The organism is Pseudomonas sp. ENNP23 (assembly GCF_001728945.1).
Lineage (GTDB): Bacteria > Pseudomonadota > Gammaproteobacteria > Pseudomonadales > Pseudomonadaceae > Metapseudomonas > Metapseudomonas otitidis.
Genome location: NZ_LYSP01000027.1, coordinates 26,815 through 44,572, shown reverse-complemented (window position 1 = coordinate 44,572; position 17,758 = coordinate 26,815). Strand labels below are relative to the sequence as shown.

The window sequence follows — 17,758 nt, the reverse complement described above, 5'->3', positions numbered from 1 at the left end:
CAACCTTCGGGTTGGCCGGTTTCGTTTTGGGGAGGCGGTGGGTCAGCGTTCGTCCCGACGGAACTGCCCCGGCGAAACCCCCTTCCAGCGCTTGAAAGCGTGGATGAAGTTGGACACCTCGCCATAGCCCAGGCGCTCGGCGATCTCCTCCAGGCGCAGGGCGGTGGAGCGCAGCAGTTCCTCGGCCAGGGTGCCCAGCACCTCGTCCTGCAACTGGCGGAAGCTGGTGCCCTCGGCGTCCAGGCGGCGCCTGAGGGTGCGCGAAGTCATGTGCAACTGGGCGGCCAGGCTTTCCATGTCCACCCGCTGGCCCGGTCGGCCCAGCAGCAGGTCGCGGATGCGGCTGGCGAAACCGTCGCGTTGGCGGCGGCGGTCCAGCAGGGCACGGCACTGGGCCTCGCAGTAGGCGGCCGCCTGGGGGTTGGCGCCGGGCAGGGGCAGGTCCAGCAGGGCGCGGTCGAAGGTGATGCAGTTGTGCGCCACGCCGAAGGTCGGCTCCACGCCCAGCAACGCACGCCAGGGTGTGATGTCAGCCGGAGCGGGGAGGGCGAAGCAGGCCCGGCGCACCGGCAGGCCGCCGCCGGCCAGGTCACGGTGCACGCTGAGCGCGCCGGATACGTCGCGTTCCAGCACGAAGCCGCGCAGGTCCTCCGGAAGTGACGAGGGAGTCAGGTGCAACTGCGCTTCGTCACCCACCTCGTCGAGGCGCAAGCCGTGGAAGGCGTAGGTCAGGTCCTGGTAGCGCAAGCCCAGCTCCACCGCGCGGCGATAGGTGCTGCTGCTGAGCAGCGCATAGCCCCAGATGCCATAGGTGTTCAGGCGGTAGCGCCGGCCGGCTTCCAGGCCGATGCCCGGACGATCCCCCAGCCCCCGGGCGATGTTGCGCAACAGGCTCAGCTCCTGGGCCGCGTTCACCTCCGAGCCGGGGTCACCCAGCAGTCGCCAGTCGAGCCCGGTGCCGGTCAGGCAGTGCTCCAGGCTCAGGCCGTGGTCGAGGCCGAACTGGATCATCAGTTGCACGCTGGTGGCGCTGCGACGGTGGGAAGTGGGGGCAGGGCAGGTCATGGTGGGATCGACAGATTGTCCGGAATTCACAATCAGGTGTCCGACTATGCCATAACCCGAACCCGGTGGCGGAACTAGGATGCATGCAGCCTCGCGGACAGGACCTGCCGCGCGGTTCCAGCCAATGGGAGATAACAATGACCAACACTTCCCCGAGTGGCGCGTCCCTGCGCGTGCTCATCATTGGCGCCGGTTTCGGTGGTATCGGCCTGGCGATCCAGCTGTTGAAGGCGGGCATCCGTGATTTCCAGATCCTGGAAAAAGGCGATGACGTTGGCGGCACCTGGCGCGACAACAGCTACCCCGGCGCCGCCTGCGACGTGCCTTCACACCTCTACTCCTACTCCTTCGAGCCCAAGGCCGACTGGTCGCGCAAGTTCGCGCCCCAGGCCGAAATCTTCGCCTACCAGCGCCACTGCGCCGACAAGTACGGCCTGCGGCCCTATATCCGCTTCGGCTGCGAAGTGGCCGAGGCGACCTTCGACGAAGGCGACGGCACCTGGCAGGTGCGCAGTACCGCCGGCGAGCACTTCCGTGCCCGCGCCCTGGTGAGTGCCTGCGGCCAGCTCAACCGCCCGGCCTGGCCCAAGGTGCCGGGGCTGGAGCGCTTCCGAGGCGTGCTGTTCCACTCCGCCCGCTGGGACCACGGCTACCCCCTGGAAGGCAAGCGGGTGGGGGTGATCGGCACCGGTGCCAGTGCCATCCAGTTCGTCCCGCAGATCGCCCCCAAGGTCGCCCGCCTGAGCCTGTTCCAGCGCTCGGCGGCCTACGTGATCCACAAGCCCGACCGTGCCTACCGGCCCTGGGAGCTGGCGCTGATGCGTCGCCTGCCGGCGCTGCAGAAGGTCGACCGGCTGCTCAAGTACGTGCAGCACGAGTCACGGGTACTGGCCTTTTCGGTGTTCCCACCGCTGATGAAGCTGATGCGGGCGCGCTTCCACCGGCACCTCGCACGCGGCATCGCCGACCCCGTGCTGCGCCAGCGCCTGGTGCCGGACTATCCCCTGGGCTGCAAGCGCATCCTCATCTCCAACGACTTCTACCCAGCGCTGAATCGCGACAACGTCGAGGTGGTGGACTGCGGCATCAGTGAAGTCACCGAGGATGCCGTGATCACCCGTGACGGCCGGCGCATCGAGGTGGACGCCATCATCCTCGGCACCGGCTTCACCGCCACCGACTTCCTTGCCCCGATGACCCTGCGCGGGCGTGGCGGGCGCGACCTCAACGAAGCCTGGCGCGACGGCGCCGAAGCCTTTCTCGGCATCAGCGTCAGCGGCTTCCCCAACCTGTTCATGCTCTACGGGCCGAACACCAACCTCGGGCACAACTCCATTCTCTACATGCTGGAAAGCCAGTTCCGCTATGTGCTCGACGGCATCCGCGCCCTCGATGGCCTGCGCTACCTGGACCTCAAGCCCGACGTGCAGCACCGCTTCAACCAGCGGCTGCAGCAGGCCGTGCGCCACACCGTGTGGGAGCAGGGTTGCCAGAGCTGGTACAAGACCGCCGACGGGCGCAACACCAACAACTGGCCCGGTTTCACCTTTACTTACCGCCGGCAGACCCGCCGCCTGGAGCTGGAGCACTATGATTGTGTCCGTTGAGTTCACCGCCCCCGAGCCCGGTCAGGCAGCCCTGCGCGGCGTCCTGCGGGGTGCCCTGGCGCTGCTGTTCCGCGGGCTGATGCGACCGCCGCTGCCGGTCCCGCTGCAGCGCGCCATTCTGCGCGGGCTCACCGCCAGCACCCTGGCGCCCCGGGGCGTCACCCGCGAGGCGGCGCAGCTCGCCGGCCGACCCTGCGAATGGCACCGCCCACCGGGCGGTGGTGGTGATGCCGTGCTGCTGTACCTGCACGGTGGCGCCTTCATCACCGGCTCGCCCGCCACCCACCGTGCCATCGCCGGCAACCTGGCCAAGCGCGCCGGTATCGCCGTCTGCGCGCTGGATTACCGCCTGGCACCGGAATACCCGTTCCCCGCCGGCCGGGACGACGCCGTGGCGGCCTACCAGGCCCTTTTGGAGAGTGGCCGTGCCGCCTCGCGCATCCTCATCGGCGGCGACTCCGCGGGCGGCAACCTCGCCCTGGTCACCGCCCTGCGCCTGCGCCAGCTCGGCCTGCCGGCGCCGGCCGCCCTGGTGTGCTACTCGCCGGTCACCGACCTCAGTGGCAGCGCCCTGCATCAGCCACCGGCCGGCGACCCGCTGATCCACCCGAAGTGGATGGAGCTGGCCGCCGACCTCTATTGCCCGCCGGGCATGGACCGCCGTGACCCCGCCCTGTCGCCGCTGTTCGATGACCTCGGGCACCTGCCGCCGCTGCTGGTGCAGGTGGCCGAGGATGAACTGCTGCGCGACGACAGCCTGCGACTGGTGGCCAGGCTCCGCCAGGCCGGCGGCTGGGTTCGCCTGGAGCGCTACCCCGGTCTCTGGCATGTGTTCCAGGCCCACGCCGGCCTGCTGCGCAGCGCCGATGAAGCCCTGGCCAGCACCGCCGCGTTCGTCCGCCACTGGCTCGACCACCCGCAGGAGGGCTGAGATGACCACCCTCCTCATCACCGGCGCCGCCTCCGGCATCGGCGCCGCCACCGCCCGGCTGTTCCACGAGCGCGGCTGGCAGGTGGGCCTGCTGGACCGCGACGCCGAGGCCCTCGCCACCCAGGCCGCTGCCCTCGGCAACGTCTGGCACCGCACGCTGGACGTGACCGACCTGGACGCCGTGCAGCAGGCCCTGGCCGACTTCTGCGGGCAGCACGGCGGGCAGCTGCGCCTGCTGTTCAACTGTGCCGGCATCCTGCGCTTCGGCTACTTCGAGCAGATCGACGTCGCCGAGCATGCGCGCATCCTCGCCATCAACGTGCAGGGCGTGGTGCAGATGACCCACGCCGCCTTTCCCTACCTCAAGGCCACGCCGGGCGCGCAGGTCATCAACATGGGCTCGGCGTCGGGGGTCTACGGCACACCGCACATGGCCAGCTACTCCGCCTCCAAGTTCGCCGTGCGCGGCTTCACCGAGGCGCTGGAACTGGAGTGGCGGCGCCATGGCATCCGCGTCGGCGACCTGATGCCGCCGTTCGTGCGCACGCCCATGGTCAGCCGGCAGACCTTCGAGCCGCCGGCCCTGCGTCGCCTCGGCGTCAACCTCCAGGCCGAGGACGTGGCCGAAGCCTGCTGGCAACAGGCCCAGGGCGCGGCCGTGCATCGCCCCATCAGCGTCGCCTTCCGTTTGCTGTACCTGGCCGGGCAGCTCTCGCCGGCCTGGGTCAACCGCTGGGTCATGAAGGTGTTGAGCCGGGAGTGAGCGGGCAGGGCGGAGGGCCGTGGCGCCCTCCGTCCCCTCGACCGCGCCGGGGGCTTTGCCTCAGACTCCGCCGACGGAGGCAACCCCATGACCGACATCCTGATTATCACCCACGCTGATTTCTGTTCCCCCGGCCACCTGGCCACCGTGCTGGAGCGCGAAGGCATCGCCTACAGCGTCCTGCGTGCCGACCATGGCGAACTGGAAGGCATCGACCTCGACCGGCCCCGGGCCGTCGCGGTGATGGGCGGCCCGATGAGCGTCAACGACCCGCTGCCCTGGATCGACACCGAGCTGGCCGCCTTGCGCCATTTCATCGCCCGCGACATCCCCATCATCGGCCACTGCCTGGGCGGCCAGTTGCTGGCCCGTGCCTTGGGCGCCGCCGTGCACCGTATGCCCTACACCGAGATCGGCTGGCAGCCGCTGGAGCAACGCGCCGGTGCCCAGGGCAGCCCCTGGACGGCACACTTGCCGGCGGAGTTCCCCGTCTACCAGTGGCACAGCGACACCTTCGACCTGCCCGAGGGCGCGCGCTGGCTGTTCGACAGCCCCTGGTGCCCCAACCAGGGCTTCTCCTGGGGCGACAAGATCCTCGCCCTGCAGGGCCACCCGGAAATGACCGAAGACCTGGTGCGCCTCTGGCTCACCGACTGGGCTCACCTGCTGGACGAGACCCAGCCCAGCCAGCAACCCCGCCAGGTGATGCTGGACGACCTGCCCCGGCGCGTCGCCGAGCTCAACCAGGTGGCCGAAGGCTTCTACCGCCACTGGCTCGGCCTGGCCTTCCCCGAGCGTGCCTGACTCCCACGGGGCGGCTCACCGCCCCGCTTCATGTGGCAGGGTGGCGCAGCCACCTTCTGTCCTCTCCCCGGGCAGCCCGGCAGGCGTGACCTAGACTCCTTCCTGCCGCGCAAAAAGACGGAACGCAGCGGCGATCCCCACCGTCCTAGCTTCAAGCCGCCGCCAAACGGGGCGCGGCGTCCCGATCCGCTCCCAGGGTTGCACTGCTGTGGTGCAGGGAATTTTCAGCCTGGTTGCAACTGCTTGATCGGGAAGGATTTTCGTCGCTGGCACGGCGCTTGCGACGGCTCGGTGGTCGGTAGCGACAAGGAGTCCGGCATGGCCCGCACCTTTTATGACGAGATGTACGACGCGAGCGGCAATTGCCGTCCGCACTACCGGGAGTTCGCCCGTTGGTTGGCCGAAACCCCCGAGGAACTGCTTGCCCAGCGGCGGCGTGAAGCCGACCTGCTGTTCCACCGGGCCGGTATCACCTTCACCCTCTACGGGGACGAGCAGGGCACCGAGCGCCTGATCCCCTTCGACACCATCCCCCGCGCCATCCCCATGAGCGAATGGCGCGTGGTCGAGCGGGGCTGCATCCAGCGCGTCAAGGCGCTGAACCTGTTCCTCGCCGACCTCTACCACGAGCAGCGCATCATCAAGGCCGGGATCATCCCCGCCGAGCAGGTGCTGGCCAACGAGGGCTACCAGATCGCCATGCAGGACCTGGACCTGCACCGCGACATCTACGCCCACATCGCCGGGGTCGACCTGGTGCGCGACGGCGACGGCACCTACTACGTGCTCGAAGACAACCTGCGCACCCCCAGCGGCGTCAGCTACATGCTCGAAGACCGCAAGATGATGATGCGGCTGTTCCCCGAGCTGTTCGCCGCCCAGCGCGTCGCCCCCATCGACCACTACCCGAACCTGCTGCTGGAAACGCTCAAGAGCTCCAGCCCGCTGGACAACCCCAGCGTGGTGGTGCTCACCCCCGGCCGCTTCAACAGCGCCTACTTCGAGCACGCCTTCCTGGCGCGCGAGATGGGCGTCGAGCTGGTGGAGGGCGCCGACCTGTTCGTGCGTGACGACCGCGTGTTCATGCGCACCACTTCCGGCCCGCAGCCGGTGGACGTGATCTACCGCCGCCTGGACGACGCCTTCCTCGATCCCCTGGCCTTCAACCCCGAGTCCATGCTCGGCGTGCCCGGCCTGCTGGCGGCGTACCGCTCCGGCAACGTGGTGCTGGCCAACGCCATCGGCACCGGCGTCGCCGACGACAAGTCGGTGTACCCCTATGTCGGCGACATGATCCGCTTCTACCTCGACGAGGAGCCCATCCTGCGCAACGTGCCCACCTGGCAATGCCGCAAACCGGAGGAGCTGTCCCACGTCCTCGCCCACCTGCCCGAGCTGGTGGTCAAGGAGACCCAGGGCTCCGGCGGCTACGGCATGCTCGTCGGGCCGGCCGCCACAGCGGCCGAGATCGAGGCCTTCCGCGAGCGCCTCAAGGCCCGTCCCGACGCCTACATCGCCCAGCCCACCCTGTGCCTGTCCACCTGCCCGACCTTCGTCGAGAAGGGCATCGCCCCGCGCCACATCGACCTGCGCCCCTTCGTGCTCTCCGGCCGTGAGACCCGGCTGGTGCCCGGCGGGCTGACCCGGGTGGCGCTGCGCGAGGGCTCCCTGGTGGTCAACTCGTCACAGGGTGGTGGTACCAAGGACACCTGGATCGTGGAGGACTGACCGTGCTGAGCCGTACCGCCTCCGACCTGTACTGGATGTCGCGCTACCTGGAGCGCGCCGAGAACCTCGCCCGCATGCTGGACGTCAGCTACTCGCTGTCGCTGATGCCCCAGGATGGCCGCGGCGACGGGCTGGAAGAACTGGCCATGCCGCTGCTGATCACCGGCACGCTGGACGCCTACCTGACCCGCCACGGGCAGCTGCACGCCGAGCGCATGCTGCACTTCTTCGCCCTCGATGCCGACAACCCGGCCAGCATCTACGGCTGCCTGCGTGCCGCGCGGACCAACGCCCACGCCGTGCGCGGGCGCATCACCGCCGACATGTGGGAGAACATCAACGCCACCTGGCTGGAGATGCGCGGCATCGCCACCGAAGGCCTCGGCCGTTACGGCATCAAGCGTTTCTGCGACTGGGTGAAGGAGCGTTCCCACCTGTTCCGGGGGGCCACCTTCGGCACCATCATGCGTCACGACGCCTACCGCTTCATTCGCCTGGGCACCTTCATCGAACGGGCCGACAACACCCTGCGCCTGCTCGATGCCCGCTACGAAATGCTCGGCGAGGACGCCGAGCAGGTCAGCGACACCTCCGCCCGGGGCTACTACCAGTGGAGTGCGCTGCTGCGGGCGCTGTCCTCCTTCGAGGCCTACAACGAGGTCTACCGGGGCTCCCCGGGCACCCGCCAGGTCTCCGAGCTGCTGCTGCTGCGCCCCGACGTGCCGCGCTCGCTGCGGGCCTGCATGGAGGAGCTGAACCTGATCCTCTCCGGGCTGCCCGGCGAGAACGGCCGCCCGGCCCAGCGGCTCGCCGCCGAGCTGGACGCCCGCCTGCGCTACACGAGCATCGACGAAATCCTCGGTGAGGGCCTGCACGGCTGGCTCACCGACTTCATCCTGCTGGTTCGCCAGCTGGCCAGAGCCATCCACAGTTCCTACCTGGAGGCCGTATGAAACTGTCCATCCGCCACGAAACCACCTATCGCTACGACGACCAGGTTCGCGCGAGCATCCAGTACCTGCGCCTGACCCCCCACGACAGCGAGCGACAGCACGTGCTGAGCTGGGAGCTGGACCTGCCACGCCCGGTGCGCGCGCAACTGGACCCATACGGCAACATCCTCCACGTGCTGACCCTGGACGAGCCCCATGAGGCCATCGTCATCGCCGCCCGTGGCCAGGTGGAGATCGACGAGAGCCGCGAAGCCGAGCACGACCCCCAGTCCGCGCTGCCGTTCCTGCGCAGCACCCGGCTGACCGCAGCGGACGAGGCCCTGCGTGCCTTCGCCCACCAGCGCTGCCCGGCCAACGCCGGGCGCGACGGGCTCATCACCCTGATGGAGGCCCTGCACGAACACATGCCCTACAAGGCCGGCGTCACCGCCGTCGACAGCACCGCAGCCGAAGCCTTCGCCGGGCGTGCCGGTGTCTGCCAGGACCACACCCACGCCTTCCTCGCCTGCGCCCGCACCCTCGGCGTGCCGGCCCGCTTCGTCTCCGGCTACCTGTACCGCGATGGCGACAGCCAACTGGTCAGCCATGCCTGGGCAGAGGCCTGGCTGGAGGGGGCCTGGTACAGCTTCGACGTCACCAACCGGCTGTCCCGCCCCGAACGCCACCTGAAGCTGGCAGTGGGGCTGGACTACCTCGACGCTTGCCCCGTGCGCGGGATGCGCCGGGGTGGCGGGGAGCAGATGCACGCGCGGGTCGATCTCGATGCGCCGGCGCTGCTGATGGTCCAGGAGCAGCAGTAACGCGGTCCCCCGACGCTCCGCCGCACCCCGGCTTCTGACTGCCCGCATGCCATCCGGCAGGCCACCCGCCGGGAATGCCGCCCGCACGCGGGCAGGGCGGGGCGCCTACAACAACAGGAGCCTGACATGACTTATTGCGTCGCCATGCACCTCGCCGATGGCCTGGTGTTCGTCTCCGATTCCCGCACCAACGCGGGCATCGACCACATCGCCATCTTTCGCAAGCTGTTCACCTTCGGCGTGCCGGGCGAGCGGCTGATCGTGCTGCAGAGCGCCGGCAACCTGGCCACCTCGCAGTCGGTGGTCAACCTGCTCAAGCAGCGCCTGGGCAGTACCCTGGTGAACCTCGACAGCGTGCCGACTCTGTACGACGCCACCGCCCTGGTGGCCGAGACCATCCGCGAGGTGGTGGCCCGGGACGGCGCACCGCTGGCGGGCAACACCGACCTCACCTGCTCCTTCCTCGTCGGCGGGCAGATCGCCGGCCAGCCGCCGGCGCTGTACAGCATCTACCCCCAGGGCAACTTCATTCAGGCCACCGAGGACACCCCCTTCCTGCAACTGGGGGAGAGCAAGTACGGCAAGCCCATCCTCGACCGCAACCTCACCTACCACACCGGCCTGGAAGAGGCCCTGCGCTGCGCCCTGGTGTCGTTCGACTCCACCATCCGCAGCAACCTCTCCGTCGGCATGCCGCTGGACCTCCTGGTCTATCACACCGACAGCCTCATCCACCCGGTGGGCTACCGCGTCACCGAAGACGACGAGTACTACCAGGGCATCCGCCGTGACTGGGCCGCCGGCCTGCACGAACTGCTCAGCCAACTGCCGCCGCCGCCGGCGGACTACAACGTCTGAGGCCTGGCCGAGCCAGTTGATTACGCTTCCGGCTCGAAGCGCATGCCCAGTGCCTCCCAGGCCTTCCAGTCCGGCGTGAAACCGTTCTGCCAAGCCACCGTGAATGGCATCAGCAGCGTTCTTTCCTCGCCGCAGTAATAACCGGCTTCGATCACGCCATTGCGTTGCACTGCCAGCGGGTAGGCGTTCCCGGTTGGCCGGTCGGGAAGGCGCCAGTGGGCCGCCACACTGGCGCACGCCTGCTTGAAGCGAGCATGGGCAAGGCGTTGCACCACTCCTGGCAACTGGTGGTAGTCGCAGCTCTGCTTGTGTTCCTCGCTGCGTTGGACAAAGGCCTTGTAACCGACCTGGTTGCGATTGCCCGCCAGTGCCTCCAGGTCCTCACGGGAGAGCACGTGGAAGCGGGTTTCTCCCAGGTCCAGCTTTCCGCCACTTTCCTGGGGCGCTCCATCGAGCTCGGCCAGGATGTAGAGGTTGGCCTGGAAGGCCTTGCGCGAAAGGTTCCTGCCCGTCAGCCAGTTCCAGCATTGGGTCTTCTTCAGACTCCAGCGCCGGGTGGCGGTGTTCTTGCTCTTGATCTCCACGGTCAGGCCCCAGGTCAGCTGCAGGTCGGTGACGTCGCCTGCATGCTGGAACTCGAATGAGCGGCGCAAGCTGCGGATCAGATTGCCCTGGTAGGGGTCGTCCTGGGTGAAGCGCCGAACCTGTGGGCCTGCGATGTGCTCGGCATGGTCGATGAGGTGCTGGCAGACCAGGTACTCGACAAGCAGGCCCCGCAGCATCGGGTCCTGGGCGTCGGAGAAGGCCCATTGCCAGAATTGCGTAGCGCTGCGCTGGGTGTCGTGGGCGGCGAAGCTGAAGAGGTTTTCGGGGTAGATACGGCTCATTGCAGGTCCTTTGCGGGGGAAAGGAGCTGATGATGGAGCGGGCACAAGGACAAGAGAAGTGGCGTTCTCCGTATGAGGGGGAGGAGGGCAGGGCGCGGGCTGATGTCCCTGAGCCTGCTGCTGGGCGTGCTGCCCGGTTGGCTGCTGTGGAAGGTACCGGTGCTGCACCATTCGCTGCGCCGCGAGCCGGCGTCAGGGCTTGTCGCGGGGGCTCGGGGGCAACTCGCACTGGCCGGCGCAGCGCCGGCTGCCATCCGGGTGGGGCAGCCAGGCCAGGTGCGGACGAAGGCGGCGGAACAGGCTGTAGCCCAGGCGGAACAGCGGCCGCAGGGGGCGCCAGGCCAGCGGTGCGGCCCAGCGGTGCAGGCCGGCGGCACGCCAGCTCCAGAGCGTGGCGTCAACGCCGGTGTACCACTGCCCTGAGGCGCTGCGGGCGTGCAGGCGATCCCCCAGTTCCTGGCGGCTGCGGCCGGCACCCTGTTCGTCGAAATCGACGGCGCTGATGTCTTCCAGGCGCAACCGGGCCGGGTCGGCGTGGCGCGCCAGCCACTGGGCCTCGCGGGCGCAGAGCGGGCAGGCGAGGTCGACGTAGAGGGTCAGCGGCAGGTCTGGCGTATTCATGGCATGGCTCGTGGGGGGATGGAGGCGACTCTGCACCGGCGCACGGGCCACGGCAAGCGCGAACCGGCGCGGCAGGCTCAGTCTGTGAAGGTCACCGAGAATTGCGCAACGGCGTCCACCACCCGGTGGGACTCGCTGCGGATTTCGCGGATCACTTCGCCGGCCTGGTTGGCAAGCTCGACCCCTTCCCGGGCGCGGTCCTGGGTGGTGCTCATGCTGCTCACGGCGCTGCGGGCGAGGTTCTGGTTCTGCTGCACCACGCCGTTGATCTGGAGGGTCGCCTGGCTGGTGCGGGAGGCGAGCTGACGCACCTCGTCGGCCACCACGGCGAAGCCACGGCCCTGCTCACCGGCGCGGGCGGCTTCGATGGCGGCGTTGAGGGCCAGCAGGTTGGTCTGGTCGGCGATGCCGCGAATGACCTGGACGATGCTGGTGATCTGCTCGGACTGCTTGTTCAGCCCCTCGATCTGGTCGGCGACCGTCCCCAGGTTGGTGGCGATCTCGGTGACCACGTCGACGGTGCGGGCCACGGTCTGGGTGCCCTGGGCGGCGGTGACGTCGGTCTCCATGGCGATGTCGTGGGCCAGTTGGGCGGCGGCGGCCTCGGCGTCGCGGCGCTCCACCTGGGCGGTGATGTCGCTGGCGAACTTGACCACGCCATAGAGGCGCCCGTTGGCGTCGTACAGGGGGTTGTAGGTGGCGCGCAGCCAGACCACGCGGCCGTCACGGGTGACACGGCGGTAACGGTCGGAGAGGAATTCGCCCTGGTTGAGCCGGGCCCAGAACTGTCGGTACTCATCGCTGCGGCTGTCTTCGGCGACGCAGAACAGGCGGTGGTGCTTGCCGAGGATGTCCTCCAGCCGGTAGCCCATGAGTTCCAGGAAGTTCCGGTTGGCGGAGATCACCTCGCCGGCGAGGTTGAACTCGATCACCGCCATGGAACGGCTGATGGCGTTGATGTAGCTCTCATGGCGGTGCTCGGCCTCGATCTGGGCGGTGATGTCAGTGGCGATCTTCATGACACGCAGTGTCTGGCCGAGTCCATTCTGGATCGGCAGGTAGGTCGCCTCCAGCCAGATCTCCTCGCCGGCGTGGTTGAGGCGCATGAAGCGCTTGCTGAAGCGTTCGCCTTGACGCAGCCGTTGCCAGAACTGCTGGTAGGCAGCGCTCTCGGCCAACTGCCGGGGGCAGAACAGTCGATGGTGCTGCCCCACCACCTCTTCGAGGCGATAGCCCACCACGTTCAGGAAGGCAGGGCTGGCATCCAGGATGATGCCGTCGGGGGTGAATTCGATCGTGGCCATCGAACGGCGGATCGAGGCCAGCTCAAGCGCGTCGATGGTTTGCTGCGGAGCGGATTCCTTCTTGCGATTGAGCCACATGCTGTCATCTCCCTGGCGTAGTGCACGCCGAGAAAAACTAGACGAAGTCAGGTCACTTGGCCCCAGCGAAAGCGTCCTGCTGGCCGTCAATGGCTCGTGTTGGTCATCACTGAACGCCGCCATTCGAGCCACCCGGAGAAAGCGGGAACGAGTAGACGGACATGTTGCGCGAGGAAATTGGCTGGTTGCCGAGGTTGTACAAGGTTAATACTTGTATAGCTTTTTGGTGGGGGTTTTCTGGCGCCATTTATTTGTTCTGGCGAGTTTCCGACCAGTGGCAGTCAGGGGGGCGCATGACGCCCCCCTTCGGCCTTCAAAGCTGGAAGCGTTGCACTACGCCGTTGAGGTCGATGGCCAGGCGCGACAGCTCCTGGCTGGCGGCGCTGGTCTGGTCGGCGCCGGCGGAGGTCTGCAGCGAGAGGTCGCGGATGTTCACCAGGTTGCGGTCCACTTCACGGGCCACGTGGGCCTGCTCCTCGGAGGCGCTGGCGATCACCAGGTTGCGCTCGTTGATGGAGGAGATGGCGTGGGCGATCTCGTCGAGGGCGGCACCGGCGGCGCGGGCCACGTCCAGGGTGAAGTCGACCCGCTCGCGGCTGGATTGCATCGAGGTGACCGCCTGGCTGGTGCCCTGCTGGATGGTGTTGATCATCTGCTCGATTTCCTGGGTCGACTGCTGGGTGCGGTGGGCCAGGGCCCGCACCTCGTCAGCTACCACGGCGAAGCCGCGACCCTGCTCGCCAGCGCGTGCTGCCTCGATGGCGGCGTTGAGCGCCAGCAGGTTGGTCTGCTCGGCGATGGAGCGGATCACGGCGAGCACCTGGCTGATGTCGCGGACGTTGTCGGCCAGTTCTTCCACCTTGCTGGAGGTGTTGGCCACGTCCCCGGCGAGCTGGGCGATGGAGTTGACCGCCTGGCCCACCTGCTCACGGCCGCTGCGGGCGGTGTGGTCGGCCTGCTTGGAGGCTTCCGAGGTGCTGACGGCGTTGCGCGCGACTTCTTCCACGGCGGTGGTCATCTCGTTGACGGCGGTGGCGGCCTGCTCGATCTCGGTGTTCTGCTGGTGCAGGCCGCGGGTGGAGTCCTCGGTCACCGCGTGCAGCTCTTCCGAGGCCGAGGCGAGCTGGCTGGAGGAATCGGCAATGTGCTGGATGGTGCTGCGCAGGCTGGTCTGCATGTCCTGCAGGGAGCGCAGCAGGTGGGCCGGCTCGTCCTGGCCCTGGGCGTCGATGCGGTGGGTCAGGTTGCCGGAGGCGACCACGCGCGCCACGTCCACGGCCTGGGCCAGCGGGAGGATGATGCTGCGGGTGAAGATCACTGCCAGCAGGACGGTCAGCACCACCGCGATGGTGATCACGGTGATCACCAGGGTCACCGCGTTGGAGAAAGTGGCGTCGCTTTTGACGGAGGCACGCTTGGCCCCTTCGCTGTTGACGCGGGCCATCTCAGCAAGGGCATTGGCCAGCTCTTCGGCGTAGTCGCCGAGCTTTTGTTCCACGGTATGGCGTGCCTCGTCGCTGCTGCCGGCCTGGGTCAGGGAAACGGTCAGGCGCGACTGCTCCATGTAGCGGTCCCGCGCGACCTTGTAGGCGTCGTACAGGCGGCGTTCCTCGGCGGAGGAAATCATCGGCTCGTAGCGGCGCTCGGCATCCGCCTGGGCACTCTCGGCCTTTCTCAGACCGGCCAGGGTGGAGTCGCGGAAGTCGCCCTGGACGACGGCGTAGCGCAAGGTCATGGCGCGGATGCGGGAGCTGGCGGCACTCAAGTCGTTGACCGCCATGATCGAAGGCAGCCAGTTGGCGTCGACCTCGGCGCTCATGTCATCCATCTGGCTCATCTGGTACAGCGCGATCAGCCCCAGCAGCACCAGCAACAGCCCCAGCGTCGAGAAGGCGAGTGCCGAGCGAAGGCCTATTCGTATTTGTCTAATCCACATGGTGTTTCCCCAGGTCATGCAAAGGTGGTGTGTCGAGCGACACGTTCTGGCCCCCTTCGGCCTGCCCTGCGGGTGGAACGGATTTCAGTGAATCGGCGGCTCCTTCTGCACAGGGGGCCTGTGCTGCCGTCTGTGCGGCGAGGTAGCGGTGCCCGAGCGTCTGACCACTCTTCACAGAGCGCTTAGGGGTGTTGGTCTTGTGCGTAAAGCATATGAATTCGACTTAATTTGTGCGACATATCTCACATTGTTTTACTCGAATTTCCCGAGATTACTTCGCCTTTCCTTGATCCAAGGCAGTGTTTGGGCGTGCTCTCGCCAGCATGGTGCCTGGCCCTGCGGGTTGGGGCGCCAGGCCCGTGCGGCAGAAAAGGCCGTGGGCAGGTCCGGGCCTGCTGTTTGAAATCCGCTCCGCCCTGGACGACTCTTCACCCGCTGACCAGAGAAGACCGAATGACCCTACCGATGAATGACCCCCCCGGCACACCCCAAAAGCGTGTTCGCACCGGCGGGCGCAGCGCCCGCGTGCTGGAGCAGGTCGTGGCCGCCGCGCGGGACGAACTGCGCGAGCACGGCGCCATCGCCTTCTCCATTCCCCGAGTAGCCAAGCGTGCAGGCGTACACGTGGCCTCGGTGTACCGGCGCTGGCCGGACGTGAACGAACTGATCGCCTTCACGGCCAACCGCTACGTGGACCAACTGATCCCGATACCGGACAGCGGCTCGCTGATGGGCGACGTGACTTTGCTGCTGCAGGGCACCCGCGCTTTTCTCTGCGACCCCCTGGGCGCCACCCTGGTAGGCCAGGCCTTCAGCCTGAGCGGCGAGGGCGCCAACCGCGCGCTGATCCGTCTGTACTGGAGCAAGCGCGCCGCCGCCCACCGGGCCGTCTTCGAACGAGCCGTGGCGCGCGGTGAACTGCGTGAAGGGGTCGAGCCGGAGCAGGCGGTGGAGATGTTGGTGGGGCCGCTCTACATCCGCCACTTCCTCAGTCAGGGCGCCATCAGCGACGACTACCTGCGGACCCTCGCCGAGCGGGTGCTCGCGCCTCTGCTGGTGCGGCGTGGCTGAGCCGCCACTCACTGGCGAGGGCGGATGGGCTGGCGTCTGCGGCCGTGAGGGGGAGGCCCAGCGGCAGGCCCGTCACGCCGCGTGATGTGACGAGCCTGGCAAGGCTGGAAGCCGCCAGGTCGTGTCGAATGATGATGTGCGAGCAGGACGCGGGTGGCCCGTTCACTTCACCTCGTAGTCCAGGCGCTGTCGGTAGGTCTCACCGCCTGCCGCATAGGTCAGCTCCACTCGGTAGCGCCCGGCGCTCATCCCATTGGCCGTGGTCTTCAGGCAGGTGTTGTTGGGCGTCGAGCGGCTGGGGTCGATGGCGATGTCGGCGTCGGCGACTCGCTTCAGTGACTTGTCGGCCTGAACCCTGAATACCTGGGCGGTGATGTCATCGCTCTTCAAGGTGTCGGGATGCCGGAGGCAGATTTCTCGCTGTGAAGCGGCGAACACTCTCTCGCCTTGGGTGTTGAGGCTGTCGGCGAAGCCCATCACGCCGCTCGCGGCCTTTTCCTGGCGCCTGGCAGCCTCCAGGGATTCGATCGCTGCCTGATAGTTCTGGCTCACCTGCAGGTCGCCGGTTCTCGACTTGGCGATGCGCTGGACCATTTCCTCGGCACTGAGCAGCAGCTTGCGTTTGGCCCAGAGACTCGGGTCGCCGCCCTGGACGACCGAGAGGGTCAGCCAGGTCTTGTCGGTGTAGGGCTTGCCATCCTTACCTATCAGAGCCTGTTGCTGCAGTTTGATCTGGCTTGAGTCGATGTCTTCCAGCGAGGGGCCGTCTGGCGCGTCAGTCAGGCCACGCTTGATGGCTACCGGCACCGACATGACGGCGTCACCGATGTAGGCGACGGGGTTCCTGGATGTGCCGTTCTTGCTCAGGTAGCCGAAGCAGGTGGTCAGTGCGCAGGACTCCTGGTTGATCAGGGTGTAGTTGCCGGGGTTCAGGGGGATGGCACTGCCGTTGACGTCCTGGAAGGCTTGCAGATTCCCCGCATTGCCGAGCAGGTCGAAGCTGACCCGCATCACCACGTCGTCCTTGTTCAGGCTGAGCAGGCTTTTGGCGATTTCCTTGGTGAAGGTTCGCTCGGCGGCCGTCACCGGGTTGTCCAGCGAGAGGGTCTGGCCGACGGAGTTGATGAAGTCGAGGAAGGCTGCTGTGTCTTCATTCTCGCCCTGGTCGTATTCCAGCACCGTGAGCGTGATGCTGATCTGGTCCGCTTCCAGCTTCTTGGGGCCGTACAGCAGCTTGTTGAAGAACGGCCCCTTGGAGGGGTCGCCGACACCGGTGTAGGGACCCAGCACGGTGGTGACGGTGTCCCCTTTGTCACCCGCGCTGACCTCGGTGAATTCGGCCACGATCACCACTTCGTTGGCGCCGCTGAAGTCGGGCAGGTACTTGAAGTAGGCATCGGAGAGGTACAGGGCGAAGACGTCCTTGCCCTTCAGGTCGCGGTTGGGGTCGGTCGTCATCACCGCCTTGGACATGTCCAGCTTCTCCGGGAACACGCCGCCCAGACCATTACTCTTGGGGCTGTAGAGCTGCGCGGAGCCGGACGGGCCGGCACAGCCCTGGGCACTGAGCAGGGCGATGCCGAGGGCGGTGGACAGGATAAGGCGGAAGGGGCGCCGGGATAGGCGGTAGGCTGCATGAGGCATGGTTGCTCGCTCCCTGAGGGTTGCCGTTGCGCTGAGTGCAGCCTAGTTGCCCTGGGTTTGGAATCAATGTACCGGCAAGGCATTTCCTACGAACGGTCTCAGCCCTCCCGCCCTTCCTCCTGGCGCAGACCCTGGCTGAGGCCATCACAACTGGTGGACCAGTCCGACAGCCAGTCGGGGAGGGTGGGGGACTCGGCGGAAACCCCCAGCTCCTGCACGAACTCACCGGGGGCGACCGGGCCCTTGGGGCTGCGGAACAGGCCGCGCATGATCACCACGCCGAGCACCCGGCCGTCCTTGACGAAGCGGTGCTCCATGAAGGTCCACTTCTCGTCCCAGCCCAGCAGGCGGGTGTGGACCTCGAAGGCTTCGAACAGCCGCAGCTCGCGGCGGAATTTGCCCCAGATATCGCCCACCACCGGCAGTGCACGGTGGCGCAGGGCGACCCGGAAGGCGCCGCTGCGCAGCACGAAATCCATGCGCCCGACGTCGGCGAGGGTGAAGTAGCGACCATTGTTGACGTGGCGGTTGAAGTCCAGGTCCAGCGGCCAGACCCGCATGCGGATGACGGTGGTGTCGAGGCCGTGGACGGCTTTGCGCCAGGGGCGGCGGAGGAGCATCAGGAGCAGGCGGAACCAGAGATTCATGGCAGGTCGGACCGATTGGGGAAGACCCGCGCAATCTAGAGCCATGCCCCCTGTTCGGATA

General features: G+C 67.5%; 15 protein-coding genes and 2 pseudogenes. 9 read left to right on the top strand and 8 right to left on the bottom strand.

The features are described 5' to 3' along the window. Positions 1 to 42: 42 nt before the first annotated feature. On the bottom strand, positions 43 to 1,065 hold the full coding sequence (locus tag A9G05_RS16075; RefSeq protein WP_069561932.1) for an AraC family transcriptional regulator: 1,023 nt from the start codon (positions 1,063 to 1,065) through the stop codon (positions 43 to 45). A 137-nt stretch (positions 1,066 to 1,202) separates the two neighbouring features. Here A9G05_RS16075 and A9G05_RS16070 point away from each other — a divergent pair, with 137 nt between their 5' ends. The 8 genes from A9G05_RS16070 to A9G05_RS16035 all read left to right on the top strand — a co-directional run bounded on the left by A9G05_RS16070 (position 1,203) and on the right by A9G05_RS16035 (position 9,509). After that, positions 1,203 to 2,672 carry an NAD(P)/FAD-dependent oxidoreductase gene (locus A9G05_RS16070; RefSeq protein WP_069561931.1) on the top strand — a complete coding sequence of 490 codons (1,470 nt, stop codon included), beginning with the start codon at positions 1,203 to 1,205 and terminating at the stop codon, positions 2,670 to 2,672. After that, entirely contained in the window at positions 2,656 to 3,603 is a 948-nt protein-coding gene (locus A9G05_RS16065) for an alpha/beta hydrolase (RefSeq protein WP_069561930.1), read from the top strand. Before A9G05_RS16070 ends, A9G05_RS16065 begins: the two co-directional genes overlap by 17 nt. A 1-nt stretch (position 3,604) precedes the next feature. Further along, positions 3,605 to 4,366, top strand: a complete 762-nt coding sequence (locus tag A9G05_RS16060) for an SDR family oxidoreductase (RefSeq protein WP_069561929.1) — start codon at positions 3,605 to 3,607, stop codon at positions 4,364 to 4,366. Between the two features lie 87 nt (positions 4,367 to 4,453). Further along, entirely contained in the window at positions 4,454 to 5,170 is a 717-nt protein-coding gene (locus tag A9G05_RS16055; RefSeq protein ID WP_069561928.1) for a type 1 glutamine amidotransferase, read from the top strand. A 318-nt stretch (positions 5,171 to 5,488) separates the two neighbouring features. Continuing rightward, positions 5,489 to 6,898, top strand: a complete 1,410-nt coding sequence (locus A9G05_RS16050) for a circularly permuted type 2 ATP-grasp protein (RefSeq protein WP_069561927.1) — start codon at positions 5,489 to 5,491, stop codon at positions 6,896 to 6,898. 2 nt (positions 6,899 to 6,900) lie between these two features. Continuing rightward, on the top strand, positions 6,901 to 7,851 hold the full coding sequence (locus A9G05_RS16045; RefSeq protein WP_069561926.1) for an alpha-E domain-containing protein: 951 nt from the start codon (positions 6,901 to 6,903) through the stop codon (positions 7,849 to 7,851). After that, positions 7,848 to 8,651 carry a transglutaminase family protein gene (locus A9G05_RS16040; protein WP_069561925.1) on the top strand — a complete coding sequence of 268 codons (804 nt, stop codon included), beginning with the start codon at positions 7,848 to 7,850 and terminating at the stop codon, positions 8,649 to 8,651. Before A9G05_RS16045 ends, A9G05_RS16040 begins: the two co-directional genes overlap by 4 nt. A 126-nt stretch (positions 8,652 to 8,777) precedes the next feature. Next, entirely contained in the window at positions 8,778 to 9,509 is a 732-nt protein-coding gene (locus A9G05_RS16035) for a proteasome-type protease (RefSeq protein WP_069561924.1), read from the top strand. A 20-nt stretch (positions 9,510 to 9,529) separates the two neighbouring features. Here A9G05_RS16035 and A9G05_RS16030 read toward each other — a convergent pair whose 3' ends face one another. From A9G05_RS16030 to A9G05_RS16015, 5 genes and pseudogenes are all read right to left on the bottom strand, one after another. Then, entirely contained in the window at positions 9,530 to 10,396 is an 867-nt protein-coding gene (locus A9G05_RS16030) for a hypothetical protein (protein ID WP_069561923.1), read from the bottom strand. Positions 10,397 to 10,588: 192 nt separating this feature from the next. Further along, complete coding sequence (locus A9G05_RS16025) at positions 10,589 to 11,017, bottom strand: thiol-disulfide oxidoreductase DCC family protein (protein WP_069561922.1); 429 nt, start codon at positions 11,015 to 11,017, stop codon at positions 10,589 to 10,591. A 77-nt stretch (positions 11,018 to 11,094) separates the two neighbouring features. Next, a pseudogene (locus A9G05_RS28490) lies at positions 11,095 to 11,535 on the bottom strand (methyl-accepting chemotaxis protein); the annotation flags it as partial. Positions 11,536 to 11,640: 105 nt separating this feature from the next. Then, positions 11,641 to 12,321 (bottom strand): annotated as a pseudogene (locus A9G05_RS28485) (PAS domain-containing protein); the annotation flags it as partial. Between the two features lie 391 nt (positions 12,322 to 12,712). Beyond that, positions 12,713 to 14,335 carry a methyl-accepting chemotaxis protein gene (locus A9G05_RS16015; protein WP_069561920.1) on the bottom strand — a complete coding sequence of 541 codons (1,623 nt, stop codon included), beginning with the start codon at positions 14,333 to 14,335 and terminating at the stop codon, positions 12,713 to 12,715. A gap of 465 nt (positions 14,336 to 14,800) precedes the next feature. Between A9G05_RS16015 and A9G05_RS16010 the strand changes: the two genes are divergently transcribed. Then, on the top strand, positions 14,801 to 15,406 hold the full coding sequence (locus A9G05_RS16010; protein ID WP_165680383.1) for a TetR/AcrR family transcriptional regulator: 606 nt from the start codon (positions 14,801 to 14,803) through the stop codon (positions 15,404 to 15,406). 162 nt (positions 15,407 to 15,568) lie between these two features. Here A9G05_RS16010 and A9G05_RS16005 read toward each other — a convergent pair whose 3' ends face one another. Both A9G05_RS16005 and A9G05_RS16000 read right to left on the bottom strand, forming a co-directional pair. Next, positions 15,569 to 17,050 carry a hypothetical protein gene (locus A9G05_RS16005; RefSeq protein WP_069561918.1) on the bottom strand — a complete coding sequence of 494 codons (1,482 nt, stop codon included), beginning with the start codon at positions 17,048 to 17,050 and terminating at the stop codon, positions 15,569 to 15,571. 98 nt (positions 17,051 to 17,148) lie between these two features. Beyond that, positions 17,149 to 17,697 (bottom strand): thioesterase family protein, encoded by a 549-nt coding sequence (locus A9G05_RS16000; protein ID WP_069561917.1) that lies wholly within the window; start codon positions 17,695 to 17,697, stop codon positions 17,149 to 17,151. Between the last annotated feature and the right edge of the window lie 61 nt (positions 17,698 to 17,758).